Source organism: Pseudomonas sp. Pseusp88 (assembly GCF_047303955.1).
In the GTDB taxonomy this organism is placed as follows: domain Bacteria; phylum Pseudomonadota; class Gammaproteobacteria; order Pseudomonadales; family Pseudomonadaceae; genus Aquipseudomonas.
Genome location: NZ_JBGLYM010000003.1, coordinates 179,106 through 205,326, shown reverse-complemented (window position 1 = coordinate 205,326; position 26,221 = coordinate 179,106). Strand labels below are relative to the sequence as shown.

The 26,221-nt window shown below is 59.1% G+C and carries 22 protein-coding genes and 2 tRNA genes; 13 read left to right on the top strand and 11 right to left on the bottom strand.

Going from position 1 to position 26,221, the window contains the following annotated elements:
- Positions 1 to 91: 91 nt before the first annotated feature.
- Positions 92 to 1,243, top strand: coding sequence for an MFS transporter (locus ACCD02_RS05450; protein ID WP_413299183.1), 1,152 nt, complete (start codon positions 92 to 94; stop codon positions 1,241 to 1,243).
- Here ACCD02_RS05450 and nhaR read toward each other — a convergent pair.
- Positions 1,225 to 2,142 carry a transcriptional activator NhaR gene (gene nhaR / locus ACCD02_RS05445; RefSeq protein WP_413299181.1) on the bottom strand — a complete coding sequence of 306 codons (918 nt, stop codon included), beginning with the start codon at positions 2,140 to 2,142 and terminating at the stop codon, positions 1,225 to 1,227. The genes ACCD02_RS05450 and nhaR overlap by 19 nt on opposite strands.
- A gap of 133 nt (positions 2,143 to 2,275) precedes the next feature.
- On the opposite strand from nhaR, the gene ACCD02_RS05440 reads away from it, so the two are divergent.
- Positions 2,276 to 3,037 (top strand): TerC family protein, encoded by a 762-nt coding sequence (locus tag ACCD02_RS05440; protein ID WP_413299179.1) that lies wholly within the window; start codon positions 2,276 to 2,278, stop codon positions 3,035 to 3,037.
- Between the two features lie 58 nt (positions 3,038 to 3,095).
- Here ACCD02_RS05440 and ACCD02_RS05435 read toward each other — a convergent pair whose 3' ends face one another.
- Positions 3,096 to 3,272, bottom strand: coding sequence for a hypothetical protein (locus ACCD02_RS05435; RefSeq protein WP_413299177.1), 177 nt, complete (start codon positions 3,270 to 3,272; stop codon positions 3,096 to 3,098).
- A 217-nt stretch (positions 3,273 to 3,489) separates the two neighbouring features.
- Between ACCD02_RS05435 and ACCD02_RS05430 the strand changes: the two genes are divergently transcribed.
- On the top strand, positions 3,490 to 4,179 hold the full coding sequence (locus ACCD02_RS05430; protein ID WP_413299175.1) for a peptidase C39 family protein: 690 nt from the start codon (positions 3,490 to 3,492) through the stop codon (positions 4,177 to 4,179).
- A 179-nt stretch (positions 4,180 to 4,358) separates the two neighbouring features.
- Here the strand turns inward: ACCD02_RS05430 and ACCD02_RS05425 are convergent, their stop codons facing one another.
- Complete coding sequence (locus tag ACCD02_RS05425; RefSeq protein WP_413299173.1) at positions 4,359 to 5,642, bottom strand: NAD(P)/FAD-dependent oxidoreductase; 1,284 nt, start codon at positions 5,640 to 5,642, stop codon at positions 4,359 to 4,361.
- 183 nt (positions 5,643 to 5,825) lie between these two features.
- Between ACCD02_RS05425 and ACCD02_RS05420 the strand changes: the two genes are divergently transcribed.
- Positions 5,826 to 5,902, top strand: a tRNA-Val gene (locus ACCD02_RS05420).
- A 288-nt stretch (positions 5,903 to 6,190) separates the two neighbouring features.
- On the opposite strand, the gene ACCD02_RS05415 is transcribed toward ACCD02_RS05420, so the two are convergent.
- Positions 6,191 to 6,649: a hypothetical protein gene (locus ACCD02_RS05415; RefSeq protein ID WP_413299171.1), complete on the bottom strand. Its 459-nt coding sequence runs from the start codon at positions 6,647 to 6,649 to the stop codon at positions 6,191 to 6,193.
- Positions 6,650 to 7,267: 618 nt separating this feature from the next.
- Between ACCD02_RS05415 and ACCD02_RS05410 the strand changes: the two genes are divergently transcribed.
- Positions 7,268 to 7,344, top strand: a tRNA-Val gene (locus ACCD02_RS05410).
- A gap of 144 nt (positions 7,345 to 7,488) precedes the next feature.
- Positions 7,489 to 7,737: a hypothetical protein gene (locus tag ACCD02_RS05405; protein ID WP_413299169.1), complete on the top strand. Its 249-nt coding sequence runs from the start codon at positions 7,489 to 7,491 to the stop codon at positions 7,735 to 7,737.
- Between the two features lie 479 nt (positions 7,738 to 8,216).
- Here the strand turns inward: ACCD02_RS05405 and ACCD02_RS05400 are convergent, their stop codons facing one another.
- The 3 genes from ACCD02_RS05400 to ACCD02_RS05390 all read right to left on the bottom strand — a co-directional run bounded on the left by ACCD02_RS05400 (position 8,217) and on the right by ACCD02_RS05390 (position 9,887).
- Entirely contained in the window at positions 8,217 to 8,573 is a 357-nt protein-coding gene (locus ACCD02_RS05400; protein ID WP_413299167.1) for an NUDIX hydrolase, read from the bottom strand.
- A 196-nt stretch (positions 8,574 to 8,769) separates the two neighbouring features.
- Positions 8,770 to 9,138: a hypothetical protein gene (locus tag ACCD02_RS05395; protein ID WP_413299165.1), complete on the bottom strand. Its 369-nt coding sequence runs from the start codon at positions 9,136 to 9,138 to the stop codon at positions 8,770 to 8,772.
- A 125-nt stretch (positions 9,139 to 9,263) separates the two neighbouring features.
- A complete protein-coding gene (locus tag ACCD02_RS05390) occupies positions 9,264 to 9,887 on the bottom strand; it encodes a DUF5666 domain-containing protein (RefSeq protein ID WP_413299164.1) in 624 nt (207 codons plus the stop codon).
- Between the two features lie 251 nt (positions 9,888 to 10,138).
- On the opposite strand from ACCD02_RS05390, the gene ACCD02_RS05385 reads away from it, so the two are divergent.
- The 3 genes from ACCD02_RS05385 to ACCD02_RS05375 all read left to right on the top strand — a co-directional run bounded on the left by ACCD02_RS05385 (position 10,139) and on the right by ACCD02_RS05375 (position 14,851).
- The gene (locus ACCD02_RS05385; protein ID WP_413299162.1) at positions 10,139 to 13,024 is read left to right on the top strand and encodes an EAL domain-containing protein; all 2,886 of its coding nucleotides are present in this window, start codon (positions 10,139 to 10,141) and stop codon (positions 13,022 to 13,024) included.
- Between the two features lie 167 nt (positions 13,025 to 13,191).
- Positions 13,192 to 14,088 carry an alpha/beta fold hydrolase gene (locus tag ACCD02_RS05380; protein ID WP_413299160.1) on the top strand — a complete coding sequence of 299 codons (897 nt, stop codon included), beginning with the start codon at positions 13,192 to 13,194 and terminating at the stop codon, positions 14,086 to 14,088.
- Positions 14,089 to 14,257: 169 nt separating this feature from the next.
- A complete protein-coding gene (locus ACCD02_RS05375) occupies positions 14,258 to 14,851 on the top strand; it encodes a hypothetical protein (RefSeq protein ID WP_413299158.1) in 594 nt (197 codons plus the stop codon).
- Positions 14,852 to 14,901: 50 nt separating this feature from the next.
- Here ACCD02_RS05375 and ACCD02_RS05370 read toward each other — a convergent pair whose 3' ends face one another.
- From ACCD02_RS05370 to ACCD02_RS05360, 3 genes are all read right to left on the bottom strand, one after another.
- Positions 14,902 to 15,855 carry a 2-hydroxyacid dehydrogenase gene (locus tag ACCD02_RS05370; protein ID WP_413299156.1) on the bottom strand — a complete coding sequence of 318 codons (954 nt, stop codon included), beginning with the start codon at positions 15,853 to 15,855 and terminating at the stop codon, positions 14,902 to 14,904.
- 149 nt (positions 15,856 to 16,004) lie between these two features.
- Positions 16,005 to 16,838, bottom strand: a complete 834-nt coding sequence (locus ACCD02_RS05365; RefSeq protein WP_413299154.1) for an NAD-dependent protein deacetylase — start codon at positions 16,836 to 16,838, stop codon at positions 16,005 to 16,007.
- A gap of 179 nt (positions 16,839 to 17,017) precedes the next feature.
- Complete coding sequence (locus ACCD02_RS05360) at positions 17,018 to 17,740, bottom strand: pirin family protein (RefSeq protein ID WP_413299152.1); 723 nt, start codon at positions 17,738 to 17,740, stop codon at positions 17,018 to 17,020.
- A 379-nt stretch (positions 17,741 to 18,119) separates the two neighbouring features.
- Between ACCD02_RS05360 and ACCD02_RS05355 the strand changes: the two genes are divergently transcribed.
- The 3 genes from ACCD02_RS05355 to ACCD02_RS05345 all read left to right on the top strand — a co-directional run bounded on the left by ACCD02_RS05355 (position 18,120) and on the right by ACCD02_RS05345 (position 24,430).
- Positions 18,120 to 18,482 (top strand): response regulator, encoded by a 363-nt coding sequence (locus ACCD02_RS05355; protein WP_413299150.1) that lies wholly within the window; start codon positions 18,120 to 18,122, stop codon positions 18,480 to 18,482.
- Between the two features lie 4 nt (positions 18,483 to 18,486).
- Complete coding sequence (locus ACCD02_RS05350; protein WP_413299148.1) at positions 18,487 to 24,036, top strand: AAA family ATPase; 5,550 nt, start codon at positions 18,487 to 18,489, stop codon at positions 24,034 to 24,036.
- Between the two features lie 127 nt (positions 24,037 to 24,163).
- Positions 24,164 to 24,430 carry a hypothetical protein gene (locus ACCD02_RS05345; protein ID WP_413299146.1) on the top strand — a complete coding sequence of 89 codons (267 nt, stop codon included), beginning with the start codon at positions 24,164 to 24,166 and terminating at the stop codon, positions 24,428 to 24,430.
- Positions 24,431 to 24,561: 131 nt separating this feature from the next.
- Here the strand turns inward: ACCD02_RS05345 and ACCD02_RS05340 are convergent, their stop codons facing one another.
- Entirely contained in the window at positions 24,562 to 25,191 is a 630-nt protein-coding gene (locus tag ACCD02_RS05340) for a LysE family translocator (protein ID WP_413299144.1), read from the bottom strand.
- Positions 25,192 to 25,365: 174 nt separating this feature from the next.
- Between ACCD02_RS05340 and ACCD02_RS05335 the strand changes: the two genes are divergently transcribed.
- Entirely contained in the window at positions 25,366 to 26,211 is an 846-nt protein-coding gene (locus ACCD02_RS05335; RefSeq protein ID WP_413299142.1) for a PhzF family phenazine biosynthesis protein, read from the top strand.
- The last annotated feature ends 10 nt before the right edge of the window (positions 26,212 to 26,221 follow it).

Here is a 26,221-nt window from a genome sequence, read left to right as displayed (position 1 = left end):
ACTTTCTGCAACATCCCCGCCGTAGCGTTGTCCCTGCCTGTGTGCCTGTCAGATCCCCGCATTGATCTGCCGTGTTTTTCTGGAGTTTCTGATGTTGTTGCCCATTTTGCTGTTGTCGGCCGCCGGTTTTACTGTGCTGACCACAGAGTTCGTCATTGTTGGTCTGTTGCCGGCCCTGGCCCGGGACCTGGCGGTGACGATTCCCCAGGCCGGTCTATTGGTAACCCTGTTTGCCTTTACCGTTGCCACTTTTGGTCCTTTTCTCACCGCGTATTGCGCGCGTTTCCCACGCAAGCGGCTGTTTATCGGCATCCTCATGCTGTTCGGCCTGTCCAACGCCCTGGCGGCACTGGCGCCCAATATCGCGGTAATGGCCATTGCCCGGCTGATTCCCGCCCTTGGCCTGCCTGTGTTCTGGGCTCTGGCCAGTGAAACGGCGGTTGATATCGTAGGTCCCGACTTTGCCGGCCGAGCCATTGCCAAGATCGGCTTCGGGATTGTCTGCGCCACGGTGTTCGGTATCCCTGTCGGTACTTTGATCAGCGATGCGTTCGGCTGGCGCAGCGCCTTTGCCCTGTTGTCCGTGGTGGCCTTTGCCAAGGCTCTGCTGTTGGCGATTTACTTGCCGCCGACGCCACAAAAAACCCAGGCTTCATTGCTCAGTCAGTTCAGGATCCTGCGTGATCCGCTGATGCAGGGCCACGTGCTGCTTTCGGTACTGGTCTTCAGCGGTATGTTCACCGCCTACACCTATCTGGCCGATATGCTCGAGCGCCTGGCCGGGCTCAATGGCACCGTGGTGGGTTGGTGCCTGATGGGCTTCGGTGCTGTGGGTCTGTTGGGCAATTCCCTGGGCGGGCGCATGGTGGATCGTCATCCGCTGATTGCAAGCCTGGTGTTCTGTATCTTCATGGTTGCGGGTCTGGTGGCGGTGGTGCCGGGCATGCAGTCGACGCCGTTGCTGGCCTTGGCGTTGGCAATCTGGGGGATTACCCAGTCGGCGCTGTTTCTGGTCAGCCATGTGCGCTTGATCAAGGCCGCGCCCCAGGCACCGGCCTTTGCCGCGTCGCTGAATATTGCCGGGGCCAACCTGGGCATTGGTCTGGGTGCGATTATCGGTGGCCGGGTCATCGATAATCTGGGCCTGGGCAAGCTGGGTTTTGCTGCTGCCGTGATTATCCTGTTGTCGATCGCCTTGGCACTGCTGCTGATGCGCCTCAAGCCTCAACTGGTCGAGGCTTGATCTGTCGTGGTGAACAAGCTGTGCCGCGCCGCCTCGGTAATCGCCACGATGCCGGGGTGGCTGACCTTGCGTTCCACCGAGATGGCATAGAACGACTCGATAATGGCGTCGGTCTGACCGATCCACTCGACGCCATATTGCGCCTGCACTTCATCGCTGATCACGCTGGGCGCAATGAAAATGCCACTGCCGGACTTGCCGAAGGCCTTCATCAAGGCGCTGTCATCGAATTCGCCGACGATGCGCGGGCGAATATCCTGCTCGGCGAACCAGCGCATCAGACGGCTGCGCACCACGGTTTCCTGGCTGGGAATCAGCAGCGGAGCGCCGTGCATGCTGCGGGGAAAGTCCTGGCCGTAACGTTCGGCCAGCTCGCGGGTGGCAAAAAAACTCACCGGGCATTCGCCCAGCTTCTGGCTGTAGCCCTTTATATCCAGGTGGGAAGGCATCGGGCTGTCGGAAATTACCAGGTCCAGGCGTTGAATCGCCAGATCTGCCAGTAGCCGCTCCAGCTTGTCTTCACGGCAGGTGATGCGAATCGGCTCATTGAGCTCCATGGTCGGGGCAATCAGCCGGTAAACGATGGACTTGGGCACCACATCGGCCACACCCACGCGCAGGACAATCTGCTTCTCGTCCGGATTGGAACGCAGCATGGTCTCCAGTTCATCTCCCAGCTGAAACATCTGCTCGGCGTAGGGCAGGGTCAGGCGGCCGACTTCGGTCAGTTCCAGTTGCCGTCCGACGCGACGGAACAATTCGACGCCGAAAGTCTGCTCCAGCAGGCTAATCTGGCCACTGATGGTTTGTGGCGTGAGATTCAGTTGTTCGCAGGCACGCACGATACTGCCGGTCTTGGCCACCACCCAGAAGTAATGCAGTTGACGGTAATTGAGCATGTCTTGAAACACTTCGTAAAAAATGAAGTATACCGCTTATAAATACGAATTTTACTGAAGTGTTTCACTCTCTAGAATGCTCGTCTATCGGGCCGCTGCAGTTGCTGCCCCGAACCCAATCAAGGAGCACGCGATGGAATATCTTCTGGAACTGGTTTCAAGCCCCGCCGCCTGGGTTGCCCTGGCAACGCTGGTGGTCATGGAAGTGGTATTGGGTATTGATAACCTGATCTTCATTTCGATCCTGACCAATAAACTTCCCGAACATCAGCGACCCAAGGCGCGGCGTCTGGGTATCAGCATGGCGTTGATCCTGCGTCTGGCGCTGCTCGGCACCGTGGCCTTTATCGTCAAGCTGACGGCACCGGTTATCGAGGTAATGGGCCAGGCGTTCTCCTGGAAGGACATGATCCTGATCGCCGGTGGTCTGTTCCTGGTCTGGAAAGCCACCACGGAAATCCATCACAGCTTCGATCACAAGGAGGAAGGGGGCGAGAAAAGCGTGGGTTCCACCGTCAGCCTGAACATGGCGGCGGCCATCGGCCAGATCCTGATGCTGGATATCGTGTTTTCCATCGACAGTATCATCACTGCGGTGGGCATGACCGAACACCTGCCGATCATGGTCATTGCCGTGGTGGCTGCGGTGGTGGTGATGCTGGTGGCGGCAGAACCCTTGGCCAGGTTCATTAACGATAACCCGACCATTGTCATGCTGGCTCTGGGCTTCCTGATCATGATCGGCATGACCCTGATCGCCGAGGGGTTCGGCGCCCATGTGCCAAAAGGTTATGTGTATACCGCGATGGCGTTCTCGGCAGGTATCGAGGCCTTGAACATGATGTCGCGCCGCTCCCGGCAGAAGCGCGCTGCCGCACAGGCCGCGAAAGGGTAAGGAAGGTTGCAGGTCGACCCGGCTATCCGGGTCGATCCGCCAAGGCAAAATAGGCGTATCAATGGGCCGTCGCGTGACGGCCTTTTTGCGCTTCATCGCCAGCAGGCTCGGCGGCCGGGTTGCGCTCCACAGGATGGTGATGACGGCGAGAAATTCGCATCACACCCCAGAACATGGCGCTGGCAACGGCCAGCCATGCGGCGATCAGCATCACGATAGTCATTTCCAGGCTCATACGACCTCCGGTTCCTGCAATCGATGCAGTCTTACTAATCGACAGTCTAGTACCGGGCATGTTTCTGTAAGTTGACCAACGGCTCCGGAGCCGGATCATTTTGATCTATTGAGCGCTGCGGACTGCGTATCGAGGCTATACCGACGCCGTGCAGGGCTCTATGATCGTGTTCCGAGTCGGGTCGCGGGTTGCCCGACGCTTGTTTAAGTGAGCCAACATGCTGCCGGTCTTTTCTCGTTTTTCTACTGTCGGGCCCAAGTGCGCGGGCTTCGCTCTGGCCATGATGCTGGCGCTGGCGGGCTGTGCCGGGTCTGTCACGCCTGAAATCAAACGCCTGCCGGACCGGGTGGAAATCCCCGGCGTGCCGTTTTTCCGTGGCAATGACTACCAGAGCGCGCCGAACGCCATGGCCGCCATGCTGGCCAACCTGCAAGTGCAGATCACCCCCGGATTGCTGGGCAAGTCGATGAAGTTGCCGGGTGGCGAGGCGCGTATCGAGCAGAGCATGCAGGAACAGGCCCGGGCCTACGGCTTCGTGGTCTATCCGCTGGACCGGACATTCGACGCCTTGCTGACTCAGGTAGCGGCGGGCTACCCGGTACTGGTGCGTTTCGCTGATGGCATGGTTTTGAAGTCGCCGCGCTATGGCGTGCTGGTGGGCTACAACCGCATCAAGCAGACCGTGGTGGTGCAGGCGGGTAATGACCGTCACGACGTGATGAGCTTTTCCGGTTTTACCTCGGCCTGGGAAGGCGCTGGCAGCTGGGCGGTGCTGGTCCAGGGGCCACGGCAGTTGCCCGCCAATGTTGATCGCGAGCGCTGGCTGAAAGCCGCCAATGACCTGGGTCAGGCTGGGCAGGAGCAGGCGGCCGGTGAGGCAGTCAAGAGCTTGAACGCCAGGCGTTGAAACATAAACGGCGCCTGATAAAAGCGCTGTTGTCATTTGAAAATCGTACTTCGTCGATGGCGCCGGACCTGCAGGAGCTGCCGAAGGCTGCGAAAGCGGTTTGCCAGATAAACCCATTCGCAGCCTTCGGCAGCTCCTGCAAAATCTCATTCCAATGCGGATTGATTGGTTCTGCTTATTTAGAAGCCCAACTGGTCCCGCAAGCTGTAATACCAGGCGCCCAACGCCGTCAGCGGTGTACGCAGCAGCGTGCCGCCGGGGAAGGGGTAGTGGGGCAGCCCGGCAAAGGCATCGAAACGCTCGGCCTGGCCGCGCAACGCTTCGGCAAGGACTTTGCCCGCGACATGGGTGTAAGTCACGCCATGGCCGCTGCAACCCTGGGAGTAATAGATATTGTCGCCGAGACGCCCGACCTGGGGCAGGCGCGACAGGGTCAGCAGGAAATTGCCCGTCCAGGCGTAATCAATTTTCACATTGGCCAGTTGTGGGAAGGCCTTGAGCATCTTTGGTCGAATAATCGCTTCGATATTCGCTGGATCGCGAGCACCGTAGACTACGCCGCCGCCGAAGATCAGGCGCTTGTCGGCGGACAACCGATAGTAGTCCAGCAGATAATTACAGTCTTCAACGCAATAGTCCTGAGGCAGCAGGCTTTTGGCCAGTTCATCGCTCAAGGGTTCAGTGGTGATGACCTGAGTACCGCAGGGCATGGACTTGGCGGCCAACTCCGGGATCAGATTACCCAGGTAGGCGTTACCGGCAACGATAATGAACTTAGCCCGCACCCTGCCTTCAGCGGTGTGCACCACAGGGCTGGCGCCACGCTCGATACGTATGGCCGCCGACTGCTCATGAATCACCCCGCCCAGGGACTCCACCGCCGCCGCTTCGCCCAGGGCCAGGTTCAACGGATGAATATGGCCGCCGCTCATATCAAGCATGCCGCCGATATATTGGTCGCAGGCGACCACTTCGCGAATGCGGTTCTTGTCCAGCAGCTCAAGTTGCGCATGGCCGTAGCGCTCCCACAGGCGCTTTTGCGACTCCAGGTGGCCCATCTGCTTGTTGGTCAGGGCGGCGAATACACCACCGTCCTTGAGGTCGCACTGAATCTGATACTTGCTGACCCGGTCGCGAATAATGGCGCCGCCCTCGAAGGCCATTTGCCCGAGCAATTGCGCCTGCTTCGGGCCGACCGTACGCTCGATCACATCGATATCACGGCTGTAACTGTTGACGATTTGCCCGCCGTTACGCCCCGAAGCGCCAAAACCGACCTTGGCCGCCTCCAGCACCACCACGCGAAAGCCATGCTCGAGCAGAAACAACGCGCTGGAGAGCCCGGTATAACCGGCGCCGATTACACAGACATCCGTCTCCACTTCGCCTTGCAGGGCCGGGCGATCAGGGGCGGGATTGGCCGACGCGGCGTAATAGGACTGCGGATAAGGAGTGTTCGTCATCCTGTAAACCCCGTTTTATATTTTTTACGAAGGCTCAGATCCTATCCGAGATAATGGAGCGCCGCCAGTGAGGACGAATGGCGGGGAGGCTGCGGCGTTGAGTAAAAAGGTCATTAATTCAGAGGGTTAACGAAAATATCCGTTGACACGTCTGTCAATATCCGTAGAATGCGCTCCCACAGCAGGCACGTAGCTCAGTTGGTTAGAGCACCACCTTGACATGGTGGGGGTCGTTGGTTCGAGTCCAATCGCGCCTACCAAATAAAATCCGCTCTGCTGGGCGGTAAGAAAAGGGTCAACCGAGAGGTTGGCCCTTTTTTGTCGCTGGAGTGTAAAGAAACTGATCAGGGAGGTGTACAGAACTATTGTTAATGACATTTAGCGTTGTCGGGAGGCGTGATGGTTAAGTAACTTTTCGCTGTTATATAACCCTGGACGCATAAGGACATTTTTTATGCTCGTATCTGCACGAGCGTTCATGGTGGTAGTCCGCTTTCGATTGTCTGGGTTCTGTTTTTTTGCGTCTGCCAGCCGATGATATTAGTGCTTCAAAAACCGGGCTCGTCCGGTTCCTCTGGATTGTAACTCGAGGTTGAAACTCGGTCCAACGGGACTTCAATCTGTTTGGTTGAGTCATTTGGATTTTCAAGCGTAAGTAGATTCTTTGCATAATCAATGAATTTTAATTTCCCTTTTCGTAATGTCCCTGATGACGCTCCGTCGAAAGCGCCAACTAAAACAAGATCTGTGCCTGGAGGGGTTCGATAGAGTGATGGTTCAAACTCCATTTCCGGTTGGCAGCCTGGCGGGATACGCCACACTTCCCCGGTCCAGCCAGTGGTCGGCGGTGATGGCTTCGCGAAATCATCAATGAGAGGCGCGTCCTCAGGCATATCGATAGGATTGCCCGAAGAGTCCTGAGCTTCGATACGGGTCACATAAATCAGGTTTACCTCCTCCATTGTTTCGTAAGCGGAATTGTACAGCTGAGCTGTATCATTGTTCATGTTAACGGTCTTGAGGATTCCCTGATATAAGGTTCCACTCAGGCTGCCCGCGCTACTCCAAAGTCTCACAAAGGATCCACGGGGTGTTCTTGCGAGTATTTCTGTATTTTTGTGCATGGCGATAGTACCGAGAGTGTGCAATTTTTATGTTAACATGAGGTTCTTAGTAGTCAATATAAGTGACTTGTAATAACTATACCGTTTCGCGATTGACTGTCGGATATTAAGTATGGTTAGAGGTTTATTTATTCCGGTGGTCTATAAGGATTGTCACCTTTTATTTCGATGAGTCGCACAATGGTTTGTTTTCTCTCTGCCTCTTCTCGGCAGCTAACGCAGGTGAAAAGACGACTCCTACAGACACGCCATTTTAGTACGGTACTGAGCAGGGCCGTTTGCTGGCTGACAGCACACTCGGTAGATCAGCATGCGCTAGCCGTTCGATGTATAAATCTGAAAACTCTATGCATGGTGATTGAGCAGACGTGGGCCATGACCGCAGGTGGGCAAGGCAGGGCCGTCTACTAAAAGGGCACTAAAAAATCCGCATATTCATGGGCTTACTGCGAAAAAGCCGTTGACACATCTTTCAATATCCGTAGAATGCGCTCCCACAGCAGGCACGTAGCTCAGTTGGTTAGAGCACCACCTTGACATGGTGGGGGTCGTTGGTTCGAGTCCAATCGCGCCTACCAAACAAAATCCGCTCTGCTGGGCGGTCTAGAAGGGCAATCCGAGAGGGTTGCCCTTTTTTGTGCTCAATGGAAACGTTCAAAACCCAAGCCTTCGTTTGCACATGCGCTGGGCTTTTCTATCTATGTGATGAGAGGGATCCGGCTTTGGAATTTACAGCAGCAACGCTTTCGGCTGAGCTCAAGCGGCAGATCAACAGCAAGCTACCCGCAAAGTCCCTTGCAGGCGCAGCAAAACACCTGGTTGTCAGCGCTGGCGTAAAGTCTGCGGTCAGTTCGACGCTCTATTTCGAAGCCATCGGCATTCTGCTGCAGCAGCTTGCCGACGAGCATCCGGACTGGGAGATTGAGTTCGCCGGGGATCTGGATGATTTGACGATTACTTTCTCGAAGTAATCTGCATTGCCGCTGGTCGCTTGCAACGCACAACGGCAACCGTCCTCACCTCAAATCTGTACGGCCCAGAGCTGCTGGACCTCAGAAGCGAGGCGCATATGTCTACCGATTCGACTTTCCAATATGAAGCCCCGGGCCAGGCGCCACTGCCTGGCACGGACGAACCGTCTTTAGATCCGGAAAATCCCGATAATCTCGACCCCATGAGGCGCGGCCCCGGGGAGGAGCGGCCTGAAGACCGGGATCCGCCCGCTGAAGGCGTACCCGCTGCGGACGACGAGACGCCGCTTTCGGACGATCTGCGTTAGGCTGTCAAGCCCGGCCCTGGCGCCGGGCTTTTTATTGAGTCGTAGCCCGAAAACACAAAGCCCCGGCGATTCGTGGTCGCCAGGGCTTTCATTCCTCAAGCATCTCAACAGGCGGAATGTGAATTAAAGATAGCATGCTATCTAATAGCGTGCTTGCAATATTTGCCAGTTCTAGACGGCAAACGACTTCACAATCGACCGCGTCGCTTCGCTGGTTTTCAGCTCATCGACGTCCTTGACCTTGAGCCATTTGCACTCGGCAATTTCATTTTTCGGTGGCGGCCTGCCCCAGGCGGGGATCAGTGCCATGAACACATAGTGCATCACTTGCGCCTGTTCGTATTCTGCCAGGTAAATCAGCCCCAGGTTGTTCAGGCCGGTTTCTTCGCGCAGCTCCCGGGCAGCGGCCTGTTGCGGGGTTTCGCCAGCTTCGATTTTGCCGCCGGGCAGGGCCCATTTGGCTTTCGGCTTGCGCACGTAGAGGATCTGGCCGTCGCGTTTGCATATAACAGTTGCTCGTTCTTTCATCGGTATACCCACCCGTTAGCCGGTTGTGGCGCTGCGCCTGGTCAATATGAAGCTGGCGACGAAACGAGTATTGTCACAAAACCTTCACATATCTGTCTTATGCACGAATGATGCCGTAGGCGCTATCTGATGCAAGAGGATCGCGTGAGTTCAATATATAGCTGAGCCCGACAGGACGCCGGGCTCGGAGGGAAGGTCATTCGTGGTGGGTGAAAAAGTCAGGAGCGGCGACCTGCTGTTGCAGCTGACGGAAGGTGGATTCGTCGGCCTTTCCAAGTAATTTGCGGCCGTCCTTGAGGGTGATCCAGAAGCTCATCTGTACAACGCCCGGCCCGGCGGCGTTAGCGTTCAGCCCGAGCAACAGACTGTTTGTCAGCCCCGGCGTGTGGAACACGTCCAGTGGGTGAGTGTTCATCTCCCGGGCCGGGATGACCGAGCGGATTTCTTCTGCATTGATTCTGGCGCCAGGCCAGGGAAACAGGGCGGTTTCGACAATAATGGCACCACAGTGATATTCACCTTCGCCCTGAAGAAAATCCCCTGCCAGGATATGCATCTTGGCCATGGGTTGTCCTCCTTCGTTAAGTGAGCAGCTATCCATTGCGCGCCCCAATAAGGGGCGTGTCAACACTGTGCAGACGAAGGGCGGACAGCGCGTCCGGCTGCCTGGAGCCAAGCCTTGTGAGGGGTTTACATGGGCGGATTAACGCCGTTTTCACCGGCCGAAATGGCCTGGGCCGTCAGGCTGCCGTCCGCAGCTTTCTGGGCGAACAGCACTATTTTGACGCCGGGCTTGAGCAGGCTGCGATCGGCAGGCACCAGATTGACGATGGGTACGTCATCAGGGATGACGATGGTTTTCTGACCGCCCTTGTAGTTGACCGTGATGCTGCGGCCGTTGGTTGTTACCAGGTCACCCACTGAACCATTGGTCATGCTGCTGCCAGGGGCCAGATCGAAGGCCCGGTGCCCATCACCGGTACCGGCCAGTTGCGGTGGGAAGACATGGACTTCCAGGGCCTTGAGGGTGCCGTCAGCCTGAGGCACGGCGGCCGAGCCGATATAACTGCCCGGTTTGATGTCGGCGACATTGGCCAGGGTCACGCCGCGTACGGCGGTGTCCTTTTGCAGCTGGATGGTCAGGTCTTCGCCACGATTGGTGTGGACTTTCAGGCTATCGCCGTCCAGCGCGGTGATGGCACCACGCACGCCTATGCGTTGGGCAGGGGCATCTTCGGCATGGACCGGGGTGATCAATGCCAGCGAAGCCGCCAGCAGGGTGGTGTTCAGCAGTTTGCCAAGGGTGAAATGCATGGTCTCTTCCTTATAGTGACTTCGATGTTTACTGGGCGGTCATCAGCTTGGCGAGTGCCTTGAGTTGGCGATGATGCGCGAGTCTGCCGGGCGGTGTTTCAGGTTTGCCGCTGCCAGCCGATGGCATGGGTTGTGTATGGAGTTTGTGGGGGCGGCTTTATGTGTCTGTTGTTAAATCGAATATCTTGCTTGCCAGCGCCGGTTCGCCCCACGGAAGATAGGCGCAGTCAGTTTTTGGCCCTGGAGTTTTCATGAATGTCCCTCCCTCGATGGACGCAACGTTGCACGCGATGGATAGCGCTGATCATCGAGCGGTCGGGCCACCGGACATAAGCGGCGAATTGCCGCCGACACAGATCGAGGATGAGTCGCTTCAGGCCTTGCTGACCACTGCCCGTAATGAGTTGCACGACCCCGAGTGGGCGGTTTATGGCGCAGCTGATCAGATGCATTTGCTGGCTCAGGGTAATCCATTGGCGAGTTGGCCGGCGGATATTCCCCATGAAGAATTTGACAGCTTCTGCCTCGGGCTGGGTCTGCATCGCTGGCATACCGGACGGGGCGAGGGCGTGCTGGGCTGGCTGCTGGCGCCGATAAGTGCTGCCGACGATCCGGCCTTCGCGCAATTGGCGTTGCGTTTGGGCTACCGTATGCAGGCGGATGCTCTAGCGCGGGCGCAGACCACTCAGCGCGTGTTGTACGAAATTACCTATCTGGCCAGCTCCACCCGTGATCGCGGCGCGTTCATGGAAGGTGTACACCATCAATTGGCCAATCTGATCGATGTTGAAAACTTTTATCTGGCCTTGTACGACAGCCGCAGCGGCAAGATCACCTACCCGTATTATGTCGACAGCACCGACGTTGACGCCTTGGCTGCGGACGCCTACGAGTTCGTCGATCATGCGCGAATGTCCTTGACCGGCTACGTGCTGACCACGGAACAGCCGATGTTTGTCGATGCGGCGGGCATCCGTCTGGCCCATGAGGAACAGCGTTTTTATTGCGTCGGGCATGTTCCCGAATACTGGATGGGCGTACCGCTGAGGAATGCTTCCGATGAGGTGTTCGGCATGCTGGCGATGCAGGTCTACGACGCCGAGCGAATCTACAGCATCGAGGCGCGTGCGTTGTTTCAGGTTGTCGCGGGTCATGTGGCCATGGCTCTGGACCGTATCCTGCATCGTGCCGATCTTGAAGAAACCGTGCTGCTGCGGACTCAGGAACTCTCGGCTCTCAACACCGCGTTACGTCAGGAAGTAGCCGAACGCGAGCGTGCCGAGCATTTGCAGACGGCGCTGTTCCAGATTGCCGAGCTCTCGAGCCAGCCGGGGGACATGTCCGAGCTGTTCGGCAGCCTGCATGGCATCGTCGGCGAGCTGTTGTTTGCCCTCAACTTCTATATCGCGCTGTTCGACAACTCCACCGGCGAAGTGACGTTTCCCTATTACGCCGATGAGCGCATGGTCGACCGACCGTCGCCACGCCGCGGCCAGCGCGGCCTGACCGAATATGTGATTCGCCAGCGGCGCCCTTGTCTGATCGATATGGATGAAGCGACACGCCTGGAAGACACCGGCGAAGTGGACACCATCAGAACCCAGGCCCGCAGTTATTCGTGGCTGGGCATCCCGTTGTTCGAGGGCGACGATGTACGCGGTGTCCTGGCGGTGCAGAGCTACTCGCCCCATGTGGTCTATACCCTGCGCGACCAGGAGTTGCTGACTTTCGTTTCCCGGCATATCGACACGGCGTTGTCCCGACGCAGCGCCACCGAAGCCATCCATACCGCCAATCTGCGTCTGGAAGCCCGGGTTCAGGACCGCACGCGGGAGCTGGACCACGCCAACGCCAAGTTGCAGCACGAAAACTCCCATGACTCCCTGACCGGCCTGCCCAATCGCAGCCATCTGCAGCAGCGCCTGCATACCGGCTGGGTGGATTTTCGTAACCATGGCAAACCTCTGGTCGTAATGTTCATTGACCTGGATCGCTTCAAAATGGTCAATGACAGCCTGGGGCATCATTTTGGCGACCTGTTGTTGACCCAGGCCGCCGACCGCCTGCGCAGTTGCATGCGCGGCGGTGACCTGCTGGCGCGGTTGGGTGGTGATGAATTCGCGGTACTGGCTTTCGGTATGCCGATCGATGGTGCGGTGGTGATTGCCGAGCGCATCCTCGAAGCCTTCGACTTGCCGTTCTTCGTCGACGGCCATGCGGTGTTCTCTTCCTGCAGCATCGGCCTGGTGTGCGCCGACAAGCAATTCCACAACGACCCGACCGACCTGCTGCGCGACGCCGATACTGCGATGTACCGGGTCAAGAATGCCGGGCGCGACAGCTTTGCCGTGTTCAACCAGGAACTGCGCCGCGAGGTCTCGGACCAGATGGAGCAGGAGGGCGCATTACGCAATGCTCTCAAGCGCGACGATGAGCTGATCCCGTATTTCCAGCCGATCGTTTGTGTAGATAGCGGTCGCCTGCTGGCCATGGAAGCGCTTATTCGCTGGCATCAGCCGGATGGTCGGGTCGTGGCGCCGGGCAACTTCCTGCCGGCTCTGGAGGGGTTGCGCCTGATCGGCCGTCTGGACCTGTACATGTTGCAGCGGGTGGTCGCCATTCTTGCTTTGCCCGAAAACGCCCATTGGCCGACGGTACACGTCAATTGCTCCAGTTACAGCATCACCCGGCCCGAATTCGCCGGGGAAGTCCTGGCCCTGCTGGAACGCTTCGCCGTGCAGCCTTCACGGATCTGCCTGGAACTGACCGAGGGCGCGCTGGTGGCCGAACCCGAGCAGGCTCGCCAATCCATGAAAACTCTGGCCGATCAGGGCATGTCGGTGGTGCTGGATGACTTCGGCGCGGGTTTTTCCTCATTGAGCTACGTGCACCAGTACCACTTCAGCGGCTTGAAAATTGATAAGTCGTTCATTCTCGAACTCAGTACCAGCTCCCGTAGCCGGGCTATTGTCCGGGCCATTGTGCGTATGGCCGAGTCCCTGGACCTGACGGTGGTTGCCGAAGGCGTGGAGGATCAGGCGACCTGGGACCTGTTGAAGGAGATTGGCGCGGGGCAGGCCCAAGGCTACTTCTTCTCGGTGCCATTACCCATTGAGCGTTTGCCGAAGTGGCAGTGACGCACTAATACACTAGGCTCAAGTTCAGTTCCACAGCACAACGCTTGGCGACATGGTAGTTGGCTTTCATGGGATTTCCTCGGCGGCTCGTGGCTTTATGGCGACGCCGCTTCGTTGTCGATCACTGAAGGTCCGGCGTCGCTCACCCACGTTATGAGGTGAGTTCCATGGTTATGACTTATCGTTGGCAATGTTGGTTGGTGGCCTTGTTGTTGCTGTTTCCTGATGCGACGCAGTCGGCGTTTGCGGCAGCGCAGCAATATGTCCAGGCCGATTCACTCAAGATCGACGGCGGCCACCTGAAAAAGTGTCGTGTGGGCTATCGCACCTACGGCACCCTGGCCGCCGATCGCTCCAATGTCGTGCTGTTCCCGACCTGGGCCAGTGCCAGCACGGTGGACGTCGAAGAATGGATCGGTCCGGGCCTGTTGGTTGATCCCGCCAAATGGTATGTGATCGCCATCGATGCCGTTGGCAACAGCGTGTCCTGTTCTCCGTCCAACAGTTCATCGATGCCCTATATTGCCTTCCCGAGCTATTCGATCCGCGACATGGTCAGAGTGCAGCACAAGATCCTGAGTCTGAACCTGGGTATTGATCACCTGCACGCGATCGTTGGCCTGGGTATGGGTGGGATGCAGGCCTTGCAGTGGGCGGTCACCTATCCGGACTACGCCGACAACCTGATATTGCTCGGTACCAGCCCGCAACCGACCGAGGCGGATCATCAGCGCTGGGATGCCCAGCTGCGCAGCATGGAGTCGGGTGGACGGCCGTTGGCCACGGCCCTGGACAGCTACCGGCAACTGCAAGCCATACGCAATTTCGATCTGGTCGGCAGCGGCGACATGCCGACCCTGGCGAAGAAGATCAAGGCGCGCATGCTGATCATGACTTCCACCAGGGACACCTGGGTGGCTCCGGAACCGGCCCGGCAACTGGCGGCAAGTGCCCGAAAGGCGCGCTATCTGATATTGGAAGATCTGTGCACTGACCAGGCGCCGGGTTGCGAACGCCGCGAAGCTTCGGCAGCGGTGGCGAAATTTCTTGAACAAACGCCCTGACTGGCCGCAACCGGCAAAGCACTGCCGCTTTTGACGCGTTGCCTGCTGGCATTGGCGGATGCCCACCCGGATGTAGCCCTTGCCTGACAAGGCCTCGGCCGGGTTTCACGAATACTGGCACCGCTTTTGCTGCACTTGTCGGGCACGATAACCTTACAGGAGGTGTTCGATGAATATCGCCGGCAACACCGCGTTGCATCAATTGGTTGCCCAGGCAGTTCGCAAACTGCCGGTGGACACCACGAGCGACGCGTTCAGCAATATCAGTAACACCGCAGCAAACGCTTCGACGATGACCTCCGGCATTGCGCCGGTGACGTCGTCGAGCAGCGACAGCAGCCAGCAGGATTCGACGTATGACGAGTCTTTTGCCAAGTTGCTGGTGCAGTTGAAATCAGGGGCTGCGGCCTTTGAATCCAGCGTGGACTCCAACCTGGCGGCTGCCCAGGGTGCGTCCGATAACGCCAGCACTACGACCAGCACCGGCACTGTCGCCAGTACTGGGGATGATGCTGTAGCGGTGGATTCGACGACTTCGCAAAGCTCGTCATTGAAAGACTTTCTGGCCTACATGAACGAATCGGCTGCTGAAAAGCTGCGCGACAAGATGACTGGGGTCAGCAAGAGCGAGTACGACAGCATGACGCCTGATCAACAGGCGGCCATCGACAAGAAAGTCCAGGATTCACTGAAGCAGCAGCAGGAAACTGCCACTGCCGACGTAAACGCCAAGATCCTGGCGGCCAGACTGGCGCTGGTGTAAATCGGCACAGGAGCCAGGGGATATGCGCAGTGCACATCCCCTGGTTCGCTTTACGACAGGACCGGGGTAATCAGGGTCTTGTTATCGACAAAACTGGTCAGGTTGGCGAACACCAGGTCGGCCATGGCCTGACGGGTTTCATGGGTTCCGCTGCCGATATGGGGCAGCAGCACGACGTTGTCGAGCTTGAGCAGTTCTTCCGGGACATTGGGCTCATCGGCGAACACGTCCAGCCCGGCACCGGCAATTTCCCCTTCCAGCAAGGCCGCTACCAGGGCCGGCTCATCCACTACGCTGCCACGGGCAACGTTGATCAGGAACGACTTGGGGCCCAGGGCCTTGAGGACGTCACGGTTGATCATGCGCTCGGTATCCGGGCTGCCCGGCACGATCACCACCAGAAAGTCTGCGACCTTGGCCAGTTCTATCAGGTTGTCGTAATGCTTATAGGCGATGCCTTCATAAGCCTGACCGCGACGGTAGTAAGCGATATTCATATCGAAAGCCGCAGCGCGCTTGGCGATGGTCTTGCCGATCTTGCCCAGACCGACAATGCCGCACGTCTTGCCCGTCATGTCGTAGCCCAGGGGGAATTTGCCTTTGAGCCAGGCTCCGGAACGAACGAAACGCTCAGCTTCACTGATGCGCCGGGACACGTCGAGCATCAACGCCAGGGCGGTTTCGGCTACGGCATTGTTCAGCACGTCGGGGGTGTTGCTCAGCTTGATACCGCGCTTTTTCAGGTATTCGACATCGGTGCCGTCATAACCGACGCCGAAGCTGGTGACCACTTCCACGTTGGGCAGGCGCTCGAGGATGGCATTGTCGGTACCGTAAACCCCGCTGGTGACCACCGCACGAATGCTCTCGCCGTGCTCGTCGAGCCAGCTGTTCAGGTCAGGTATTTCCCAGCGATTGCAGGCGGTGAAGTCGCGGTTGAGTGCCTGCATCAGCGAGGGATGCATCTGACCCCAGATCAGGACGTTGCCTTTTTTGACGCTCATATTGTCTCCTTGTCAGCGCCAGGCGGCGTGTTGCGCAGTGGTCCACATTGCAGACTGAGCAGGCACGAGCCCGGGCAGGGGTGTTGTTATTGAGGCTGCCTTGCTTGTAGTTATACGTTGTCATACAACGTCAATTCAAGTCGCTTCTGTTAATCCGTATGTGCCAACAGTTGCTCGGCCAGTAGTGGCAGCACCGCTTCGCAGCCAGCTTCGATCTTCAGGCTCAGTAGTTCGTCAGCGCGAGTCTTGCCCAGATTGATGGCAATCACCGGCTTGCCCTGATCAACCATCTTTCGGCACAAACGAAAAGCCGAGAAGGCCATCAGTGAAGAGCCCACCACCAGCAGGCCCGCCGCCTGCTCCATGCTAGCCATGGCTTTGGCGGCGGTCTCAGTGGCGACGTTTTCACCGAAAAACACCACGTCCGGCTTCAGGCGTTCGCCGTTGCAATGTGGGCAGCGGGGCACCTGGAAGCGGGTTTCGAAGGCAGCGTCGAGCAGGGTATCGCCATCCGGCGCCTGGATCGCATCGACCCCGGCCAGATAGGGGTTCCGGGCTTCCATCAGCTCCTGGATCAGTTGACGGTCGCTACGCTGCCGACAATCCAGGCAGAGCACCCGGTGCAGGCTGCCATGCAGTTCGATCACGCCGTGGCTGCCAGCCTGATCGTGCAGGGCATCGACGTTCTGGGTGATCACTGCGCTGATCTGTTTCTGGCTTTGCAGACGGGCCAGGGTCTGGTGGGCGATATTCGAACGAGCCTGGCGAATGCGCGGCCAGCCCAGCATGGCCCGGGCCCAGTAGCGCCGCCGCGAATCGGCCTCGGCGATGAACTCCTGATACATCATCGGCGCCTTGCCCCGGCGCACGCCCTCGCTGTCGCGATAGTCCGGGATGCCTGAAGGCGTGCTGATGCCAGCGCCGGTCAAGACCGCGAAAGGCCCGACAGACATCCAGCGCGCAACGGTTTCGATGTCATTCATGAGGATCCCCAATGATTGAGTCATCGGGGGATCATGTTGGGAAATGGCCGAAGGGGCAAGGGTGCGCGCGCTGAATTGAACTGTAGGAGCTGCCGCAGGCTGCGAAGGCATTGTCTCAGACAAACCCGATTCGCAGCCTGCGGCAGCTCCTGCAGAAAACCTCATTGCAATTCAGGTTTTTACGGCATCCGCGGCAACTCATTCGGCCGCAGATCGAATACCAACACCTCGGCATCGATACCGCCGCTCAGGTGGATGGCCTGTTCTTCACGAACCCGCACACCGTCACCTTCCTCCAGGCGCTGACCATTGAGCTCCACCGAGCCACAGGCCACATGAACATAGGCGTAACGCTGTTGGCCCAGGGTCAGGGTCGCTTCCTCTTCGCCGTCGAACAGCCCGGCATAGACCCGCGCATCCTGACGCACACTCAGTGAACCATCGGCGCCGTCGGGCGAGATGATCAACTGCAGACGCCCGCGTTTCTGCTCCTTGGAAAAATGCTCCTGCTGATAACGCGGCTTGGCCCCGCGTTCGTTGGGTACGATCCAGATTTGCAGGAAATGCACCGGCGCCGTCTTCGAGTGGTTGAATTCACTGTGGGCCACGCCGCTGCCTGCGCTCATCAGTTGTACATCGCCAGGGCGGATGACCGAGCCTGTGCCCAGGGTGTCCTTGTGTTCCAGGGCACCTTCGAGCACGTAGGAGAAAATCTCCATTTCGCGATGGGGGTGTTGGCCGAAACCCATACCGGCGCTGACGCGGTCGTCATTGATCACCAGCAGATCGGAAAAGCCCTGTTCCCGAGGGTTGTGATACTGGGCGAAGGAAAAGGTGTGGAAGGACTTCAGCCAGCCATGGTTGGCGATGCCACGTTGCGATGCCTTGCGAATAGTCAGCATGATCTTCTCCGGTAAGGGCGAGCAGGGTGGTGAGCTCGCCTGACGCGTCTGGCGTCGATGTGGAGAAGGTTAATGTCCATCCATGGGTGTAAAAAGTAGTTGAAAAGTTAATTACTGTCCGCTTTAAGTTGACAAACGACCTGTTGGAACCGTGCTTGCCCGCGAACGCCGCGACGCGATCTGCCTGATACTCCGAGTTGCCGAATTCGCAGGCAAGCCTGGCTCCAACGATAAAAGCACAGGCAGACCAACGTGTCGCCGCAATGGGACTCACACTACGAGGCAGGGATGCGACACGGATGGCAAGCTACCGCATCTTTTGCGGATGCCTGCGCCCAGTGGGTAGCCTTCCTTGCCGTGACTGCGTGAAGATGCGTTTATGGTCCTGGTCTGCATCGTCGATGACGACACCTCTGTGCGAAAAAGCCTGGGCAACCTGCTCAGGTCCATGGGTTACCGGTCGCTGGCTTTTGCCCGCGGGGAAGATTTTCTTGCCTCGCCAGCGGTGGATCAGGCGGTTTGTGTTCTGCTCGACATGCGCATGCAAGGCATGCAGGGCCTGGAGGTGCAGCAGCACCTCAACGCTGAGGGCAAAGCCATCGCAGTCATCTGCATGTCCGCGCATAATGACGAAGAGGCTATCGCCCTGGCGTTACGCGCCGGTGCGCTGTGTTTTCTGGCCAAGCCTTTCTCCGAAGACGTTTTATTGTCCGCGATCAACCAAGCCGTTCTGCACAGGTAGCCCGATGAGCCAACTCCCTTCAATTCAGTCGCCAGCGCCGTTGACCGATAGAAGGGAGGTCGCGGACTTTAACCAGCACTGGTTGCAGCAACTGGACTGGGCATTGCTGCTGGTCGATGGCGAGATCGCCCGTTATCGGGTCCGTTCGCCCCAGGCCACCCGTGAATGGCTGGTGGTCAGGCCTGCAGCAAGGGCCACGGAAAATGTCTTTCGGCGTATTCAGCATGAGTACGCCATGCGCGAATGCCTCGACCCGGCCTGGGCCGTGGTGCCCGCCGCGCTGTTGTCGTCGGCCGACGGGCCGTTGTTGATCCTGGATGAATCCGGCGGGCGTTCGCTGCACGAAAATGCCACTGAAACGCTGTCCATCTCGGTGTTCCTGCGTCAGGCCATCGGTGCTACCCAGGCTTTGCGGCATGCCCACGCCAGTGGCCTGCTGCATCACGATATAAAGCCATGTAATTTCATCGAGGGCGAAGACGGCGCGATTCGCCTGACGGCATTTGCCCTCAGCAGCCACCCGGATATTCCCGGCCCCCGAGGCGTCGATTCCATCAGCGGCAGCCTGGCCTATATGTCCCCTGAACAGGCCGGGCGGGTCAATAATGAAATCGACGAGCGCAGCGACCTGTATGCCCTGGGTGTGACCTTCTACGAAATGCTGACCCATCGCCTGCCGTTCGAAGGTGATGATCCGGTTGAATGGCTGCATCAGCATCTGGCCCGGCAACCGAGCCCGCCCGAGCAGCATCGCGACGACATTCCCGGGCCCCTGAGTGCGGTGATTCTGAAGTTGCTGGCCAAGAATCCGGCCGAGCGTTACGCCTGTGCCCAGGATCTGGAGGACGACTTGCGCCTGTGCCTGGTGCAGTGGAACGAATTCCAGCATATTCGCGCCTTTGAACCCGGCAAGGACGGGCGTGCCGGCACGCGTCTGTTTCCCTCGGGGCTGATTGCCAGAGAGCAGCAACTGGCCGAACTGCACCGTTGCATTGCCCGGGTCGGCAGTACCGGCACAGGGGAGATCGTGCTGATCCGCGGCCAGACCGGCACCGGCAAAAGTGCCCTGGTACGGCGACTGCACCGTGACCTGGGCGGCAGCCAGGTGATGTTCGCTACCGGCAAGTTCGATCAGTCCCGCACCACCACGCCTTATGCAGCCTTGTCCCTTATCTTGCGGGCGTTGCTCCTGCGGGTGCTGGGTGAATCGCCGCGGACACTGGACATGTGGCGCCAGCGCCTGTTGCGCGGTCTGGCGGGCAACGGTCGCTTGCTGCTGCCACTGATTCCGGAACTGGAGCTGATGACTGGCCCCTTGCCCGGCATCCCGCAGATCAGTAAGGCCGACGCCGCCAATCGCTTCAACGACGCCCTGCGTGAGTACATTCTGGCCTTCGCCCGGCCTCAGGCGCCCCTGGTGATTTTCTTCGACGACCTGCAATGGCTGGACAACGACACCCTCGGTTTCTTCAGTTACATGGCTGCGCGGCAGCCGCGTCACATTCTGTTTATCGGTGCTTACCGTGAACTGTCCAGCGAGCACTCGGATGCCTTTCGCCAATTACTCAGCGATCTGCGTGATCGGCCCGACCCGGTAGTCGAGTTGAGTCTGACCTGCCTGGAGCCCTCGGCGACCGGAAAAATGCTGGGCGGGTTGCTGGGCTGGCACGATCCTTCCCTGACGCCCCTGAGTGATATCGTTCACCTCAAAAGCGGTGGCAATCCATTCTTCATCAACCAGTTGGTTCGCACCCTGCTGGAAGAGGGCCTGATCAGCACCGCAGGCACAAGCGTCGGCTGGCAGTGGGATCTTGACGCCATTCGCCGCTTCCCGGTGGCGCCCAATGTGGTGGAACTCATGGTGGCGCGGATCAGCCGCCTGCCCGAGGAAACCCGCTCTTTGTTGGGGTTGATGGCACTGCTCGGCAGCCGCGCGGACTACGCCGACATCGCCAGTGTCAGCGAACAGCGCATCGGCAGCGTACGCAAGCAACTGGTCGCCGCCATGGAGGCAGGGTTGTTGATCGAGGACAAGGCCGGCCTGCTGTTCAGCCATGATCGTGTACGCGAGGCCGCCTACCTGCTGATCCCCGCCGAGCAACGGGCCAGGGAGCACACCCGGATTGCCCGCCTGTTGATTCGCGGTATCAGCCAGCAGGAGCCTCAGGCCGTACTGTTTCGTATCGCCTTGCATATTCGTCAGGCTGCCCACGACACCTTGAGCGAAAGCGATACCAGTGAATTCATCAGCATTTTGCTCAAGGCCGCCCACCGGGCCCGGGACGCTGCCGCGCTGCCGTTTGCCTTGCAGTACCTGCGTCTGGCGCGGTCCTTGGGCAGCGAGTCGCGTTGGCTCAGCCATTACACGCAAAGCCACGCCGTCGAACTGCTATATATCCAGTGCCTGATTCGTCGTAGCGAATACGACGAAGCAGACGCCTGTATCAGCCAACTGCTTGAGCGGGCCCGTTCGTTGGCGGAGATATCCGCACTGTATGGCCTGAAAGTCGAATCCTTGTCGCTGTCTGGCCAGTACGTCGCGGCGGTGGAGGCTGCGCTGCTGGGGCTGCGCATGTTCGATATTCAGCTGTCCGGCGAACCGGGCGCTTTCGATGCCCGGCAGGCGTTTGCGCGGATCGAACAGCGCATGGGCGGACGCAGCATTGCTTCGTTACTGGAGCTGCCCGCGCTGGAAGACCCGCGAATCGAAGCGATCATGGGGCTTCTGGCCGGTATGGTCATGGCTGCGTCCTTCACTGATGACGACATGCTGTTTCAAGTGCTGTGCACAATGGTCGAAATCACCCTGGATCACGGCCGTTGTCCGGCTTCGGCCCTGGGTGTTGCCTGGTTTGGCGTTTCCCTGGCCCAACGCCTGGGCCTGTACGACCAGGGCGTACGCTATGCCGAGCTGGCCGGGCGCATGGTCAATCGTCTGGGCTATCGGTTGTTCGAGGGAGCGGTGCTGATGGCGCTGGGACAGGTCAGCGTGTGGATTCGACCCCTGGCGTTCTCTCTGGAATGCGCGGAAAAGGCCCTGATGTTCTGTCAGGCAGAAGGCAAGACTGCACTTTCCTGTTATGTCACGCATCAGCGGGCCTCCGGGATGCTGGTCATGGGCACGCCGCTGATGCAGGTGCAACAGTGTCTGGAGGATGGCCAGGCGTTGGCCGAGGTGCTGGATGCCGGGGATTGTCGCAACATCCTGAAGAACCAGGCGCTGTTCGCTCAGGCCCTGGCTGACGGGCGCGGTGTGCTGGCATCTGACTCAGCGCAGCGCCTGGGCGAGCAGATACTGGCGGGGGAAATGGTCCCGGCACAGTTCTGGTGGTGGTTTTTCCAGGGCGTAGCGGCGTTCTACGAGGTGCGTCATGACGATTCCCGGCAGGCGCTGGAGCAGGCGGCGAAGCTGGCCTGGAGCACTCCTTCGCATATTCATCTCATGGAGCTGCACATGTACAGCGCGCTGAATCTGACGGCGCTGAACGATACCGGCGATACTGAGGCAACCCTGGCGCGGTTGCAGCCGCATCTGACGCAGTTGCGCCTATGGGCCGACCTGAACCCTATGAGTTTTCTCGACAAGTTACTGATCGTCGAAGCCGAAGCCGCGCGTATCCAGGGCCAGCCGCTGATCGCCATGCGCCTGTTCGAATCGGCCATCGGCCAGGCCACCACGGGTGGCTTCGTACATATCAAGGCTCTGGCCCATGAGTTGGCCGGGCGCTGCCATCAGCAATCGGGCCTGCCGACCACTGCTTGCAGCCACCGACGCACCGCGCGGGAGGACTACCAGCGCTGGGGTGCCATGGGCAAGGTCCGCAGCCTTGAGGCAGAGCACCTGTATCTGCGTGATCAGCCGACGACTTCACGCTCGTCCATCGACCTGCGCGAAGGCCAGCAATATCTTGATCTGGTCTCGGTGATCAAGGCTTCACAGGCCTTGTCCCGCGAGATCGTTCTCGACCGCCTGATCGAACTGTTGGTGGCCAATACTCTGGTACATGCTGGCGCCAGTCGCGGTCTGTTGATCCTGATCGACAAGGGCGTTCCGATCATCGTTGCCACCGGACAGGCGCGTGAATCGGGGGTCATCGTCGAGCTGGCCAACAGCAGCCTGGACAGCGCCCGCCTGCCGCTGTCGATCATCTATACCGTGATTCGTACGCGCACCTCGGTGGCTCTGGATCAGGTCATAGAAGATGAACGTTTTGGCGGTGACAAGTTTTTCAGCGCAGCGGCAGGCGGTGCGGTGCTTTGCCTGCCGTTGCTCAAGCAGGGCGAGGTCACCGGTGTGTTGTATCTGGAGAATTCGCTCGCCTGCGGTATTTTTACCCAATCGCGTATCGCGGTGATCGAATTGCTCGCGGCGCAGGCGGCGATCTCCCTGGAAACCTCGCGCCTCTACGCTCAAGTGCTGGAGGAAAACCAGCGGCGCCGGGAGTCCGAGACGGAGCTGCGCAACATTCAGGCGCTATTGGCCATTGGCCAGAAGATCATTCATTCCGGTGCATTCCGCTGGGATACCACGACTGACCAGATGCTTTGGTCCGATGAGCTGTTTGCCATCTGGGGTATCGAAAAATCCGACAACCCACCGAGTAGCCCGGCCTTGATGGAGCGCGTTCATCCGGACGACCGGGCCCGGCTCAAGACCAGGCTCGAGCGTATCCGCCGCACGCGCCAGGCCTACCGCCACGGCTTTCGCGCGGTGATGCCCGACCAGTCGATCAAGTATCTGGAAACATTGGGCGAGCCCGCAGAGGGAGCGGTGTTTGTCGGCGTCACCTCGGACGTCACCGACCGCAAAGTCACGGAAACCGCCCTGAGCAACGCTCGACGCGAGCTGGCCCAGGTCAGCCACTCGACCATCATGGGCGAACTGGCCGCCTCCATCGCCCATGAAATCAATCAGCCGCTGGCCTCCATCGTCTCCAATGCCAGTGCCAGTGTGCGCTGGCTACGGCGCGAGGTACCCGAAGTCCAGGAGGCGCTGGAAGGGCTGAACGATATTGCCAAGGACGGCAAGCGCGCCGCCGATATCGTCCATGCCTTGCAGGCTCTGGCGAAACAGAAAGTCTCGAGTCGCAGCCCGTTGCTGATCGACGAGGTGATTGGCCGGGTGTTGCTGCTGACGGCCGGGGAGATCGAGCAGAAGTTGGTGTCGGTGCATACCCGGCTGGAGTCGTCGCCAATGCAGGTGCATGCCGACGGCGTACAGATGCAGCAAGTCATCTACAACCTGGTGATGAATGCTGTCGACGCCATGCTTTCAGTCAATCCACCGCACCGGGTGCTGACGCTGACGTCCAGCGTCCAGGCCGGGCGCCAGGTCGTGGTGACAGTCGAAGATACCGGGCCGGGTATCAGCCCGGCCCACGCCGACGAGATTTTCAATGCGTTCTTCACCACCAAAACCACTGGCATGGGCATGGGCCTGGCTATCTGCAAGTCGATCATGAGCGCACAGGAAGGCACTCTGCATATGCTTCAGGGGCGTGCCGGGCAGACCATCTTTGTCTTCACATTACCGGCAATTGGCCATATCGCATGAGCTGAATCTGTCGTTGGCCGAATGACGCACCTCATTGGCCGTCCTTGTCCCCATCCAGACGACAAGGCCTTGCCCGGACCTGCGACCATAAACAGGGTCAAGTCCGGAGCCAAAAGGGAGGGCGAGCATGTCCGATAACTCTGTGATCAACGAGATCGCCGCCGCCATGAGCGAAAGTGTCTGCCCGGGTGATCGCCTGGCCAGTTGGGCCTTTCGTTGGTCATTGCTGCGCGGGCAACTGATTTGCGCCCAGTGCCAGGCTTCGCAGTCGGCCAGTCAGGCTTGTGAAGCCTTCGTTCATCGTCCGACCTGCAGCGCCGGGCGCGACGATCCGTTTCCATGGCGGGAACTGGCCGGGTTGTTGGGGCGGGTAGGCTTGCCGTTGAAGTTGTAGAGCGTACCCGTTCGCCAGGCGAAAAATCAGACAGATCATGATTTGGATGAGAATTGTGGGCGCTGCCGAAGGCTGCGATTGCGGGGCATCAGATAGAACGCGATCTCAGCCTTCGGCGGCTTTCACAGATATCATGCCGGGCGATTCATCAACGCCAGGCGCAGCGCCAGCAGCGCTAGCACACTGGCCAGTACTCGAGGCTGCAGCCGGGAGAAGCGCCCGTCACTGCTCAGCAATCGCTGAAACACCCCGCCAAATGCGCCCAGCAGCGCATGAAACATCCACGCCAGTAAGGTCAGAACGGCGCCCAGCAATAAGATCTGCCCGGCAATCTGGCCTTTTTCCGGCACGACGAACTGCGGCAGGAAAACCAGGAAAAATAGCAGCGCCTTGGGGTTGAGCAGACTGTTGAACATGGCTCGGGTAAATACCGTCGTCAGGGCAAGACGCTCACCTGCACTGGCCTGGGCGGTGCTGCGGCTGCCCAGAGCCTTCCAGGCCATCCACAGCAGGTAGAGCGCGCCGCTGTAGCGAATGATATCGAACGAGGGCGGCCACGCCGCCACCAGACCGGTGACACCGGTTGCGGTCAACACCGTCAGTATCAGGTCCGCTACGGCAATCCCGCAGGCCGCTGCCATGCCGCCGCGCCAGCCGCAGCTGAAGCCATGGCTGAGCACGAACGCCATGCTCGGGCCCGGGGAAATCAACAGCAATATCACGGCACCGGTAAACAGCAGCAGAGTCTGGACGGCGAGCATGGCAGGCTCCTGAAAAGGCTAAAGCTCGACAGTAGCGTATTGCCCCGGCAGCTCGGCATTACAGTCATGGGCTAAAGTTGCGTAACACTTGCCTTGCGAGCTGCAAGTTAGAAGCTTGTAGCTTGTAGCTCGATGATGGAAGCTTGCCGCTTTCTTTCGGCACAGGCCAATCTCATGCCTCAGCTTCCCTTCAAACAGGTCGATGTGTTCAGCGATCAACCCCTGCTGGGCAATCCCCTCGCCGTCGTACTTGCCGCGGATGAACTGAGTGAAGCGCAAATGGGCGCTTTCGCCCGCTGGACCAACCTCAGCGAAACCACTTTTCTGCTCAAACCCACTGACCCGCGCGCCGACTACCGGGTGCGGATCTTCACGACCCTGACCGAACTGCCTTTTGCCGGGCATCCGACCCTCGGCAGCTGCCATGCCTGGTTGGAACATGGCGGTGTGCCAAAGGCAAAAGAAATCATTCAGGAGTGCGGCATAGGTCTGGTGCGGATTCGCCGTGACAGTGGGCAGCTGGCTTTTACCGCGCCGCCGCTGTTGCGCTTCGAGGCGGTGGAGGCCGAGTTGCTCGGGCGAATCCTTCCCGGTCTGGGGCTGACTGTTGATGCGGTGATGGATGCTCGATGGGTCGACAATGGCGCCGGCTGGCTGGCCCTCAGGCTGAAAGACCGTGCTACGGTGCTGGCCTTGCAACCCGACTATTCGGCGCTACCGCAAGGCTTGGCCATTGGCGTATTTGCGCCGTGGGATCCGCAGCGCGATGGCTGCGACGCACAGTTCGAAGTCCGCGCCTTTATTCCCGGCGACGGCATGCCGGAAGACCCGGTCACCGGTAGCCTGAATGCCGGCATCGCCCAATGGTTGCTGAACGAGGGACTGGCGCCGGACGATTTCATTGTTAGTCAGGGGACGGCCATGGGACGCCAGGGCCGTGTGTGTATTCAGCGCTCGGCGGAGGATATCTGGGTGGGCGGGGCTGTCGTGACCTGTGTCGATGGCAGCGTGACCTTGTAAGCGGGCGGCG

Coding starts and splice junctions, on each gene's coding strand:
- ACCD02_RS05350 (WP_413299148.1), top strand. CDS start 18,487: ATGAGCCAACTCCCTTCAATTCAGTCGCCAGCGCCGTTGACCGATAGA.
- ACCD02_RS05335 (WP_413299142.1), top strand. CDS start 25,366: ATGCCTCAGCTTCCCTTCAAACAGGTCGATGTGTTCAGCGATCAACCC.
- ACCD02_RS05440 (WP_413299179.1), top strand. CDS start 2,276: ATGGAATATCTTCTGGAACTGGTTTCAAGCCCCGCCGCCTGGGTTGCC.
- ACCD02_RS05385 (WP_413299162.1), top strand. CDS start 10,139: ATGAATGTCCCTCCCTCGATGGACGCAACGTTGCACGCGATGGATAGC.
- ACCD02_RS05425 (WP_413299173.1), bottom strand. CDS start 5,642: ATGACGAACACTCCTTATCCGCAGTCCTATTACGCCGCGTCGGCCAAT.
- ACCD02_RS05415 (WP_413299171.1), bottom strand. CDS start 6,649: ATGAACAATGATACAGCTCAGCTGTACAATTCCGCTTACGAAACAATG.
- ACCD02_RS05355 (WP_413299150.1), top strand. CDS start 18,120: ATGGTCCTGGTCTGCATCGTCGATGACGACACCTCTGTGCGAAAAAGC.
- ACCD02_RS05380 (WP_413299160.1), top strand. CDS start 13,192: ATGGTTATGACTTATCGTTGGCAATGTTGGTTGGTGGCCTTGTTGTTG.
- ACCD02_RS05365 (WP_413299154.1), bottom strand. CDS start 16,838: ATGAATGACATCGAAACCGTTGCGCGCTGGATGTCTGTCGGGCCTTTC.
- ACCD02_RS05390 (WP_413299164.1), bottom strand. CDS start 9,887: ATGCATTTCACCCTTGGCAAACTGCTGAACACCACCCTGCTGGCGGCT.
- ACCD02_RS05450 (WP_413299183.1), top strand. CDS start 92: ATGTTGTTGCCCATTTTGCTGTTGTCGGCCGCCGGTTTTACTGTGCTG.
- ACCD02_RS05400 (WP_413299167.1), bottom strand. CDS start 8,573: ATGAAAGAACGAGCAACTGTTATATGCAAACGCGACGGCCAGATCCTC.
- ACCD02_RS05360 (WP_413299152.1), bottom strand. CDS start 17,740: ATGCTGACTATTCGCAAGGCATCGCAACGTGGCATCGCCAACCATGGC.
- ACCD02_RS05375 (WP_413299158.1), top strand. CDS start 14,258: ATGAATATCGCCGGCAACACCGCGTTGCATCAATTGGTTGCCCAGGCA.
- ACCD02_RS05370 (WP_413299156.1), bottom strand. CDS start 15,855: ATGAGCGTCAAAAAAGGCAACGTCCTGATCTGGGGTCAGATGCATCCC.
- nhaR (WP_413299181.1), bottom strand. CDS start 2,142: ATGCTCAATTACCGTCAACTGCATTACTTCTGGGTGGTGGCCAAGACC.
- ACCD02_RS05435 (WP_413299177.1), bottom strand. CDS start 3,272: ATGAGCCTGGAAATGACTATCGTGATGCTGATCGCCGCATGGCTGGCC.
- ACCD02_RS05395 (WP_413299165.1), bottom strand. CDS start 9,138: ATGGCCAAGATGCATATCCTGGCAGGGGATTTTCTTCAGGGCGAAGGT.
- ACCD02_RS05340 (WP_413299144.1), bottom strand. CDS start 25,191: ATGCTCGCCGTCCAGACTCTGCTGCTGTTTACCGGTGCCGTGATATTG.
- ACCD02_RS05430 (WP_413299175.1), top strand. CDS start 3,490: ATGCTGCCGGTCTTTTCTCGTTTTTCTACTGTCGGGCCCAAGTGCGCG.
- ACCD02_RS05345 (WP_413299146.1), top strand. CDS start 24,164: ATGTCCGATAACTCTGTGATCAACGAGATCGCCGCCGCCATGAGCGAA.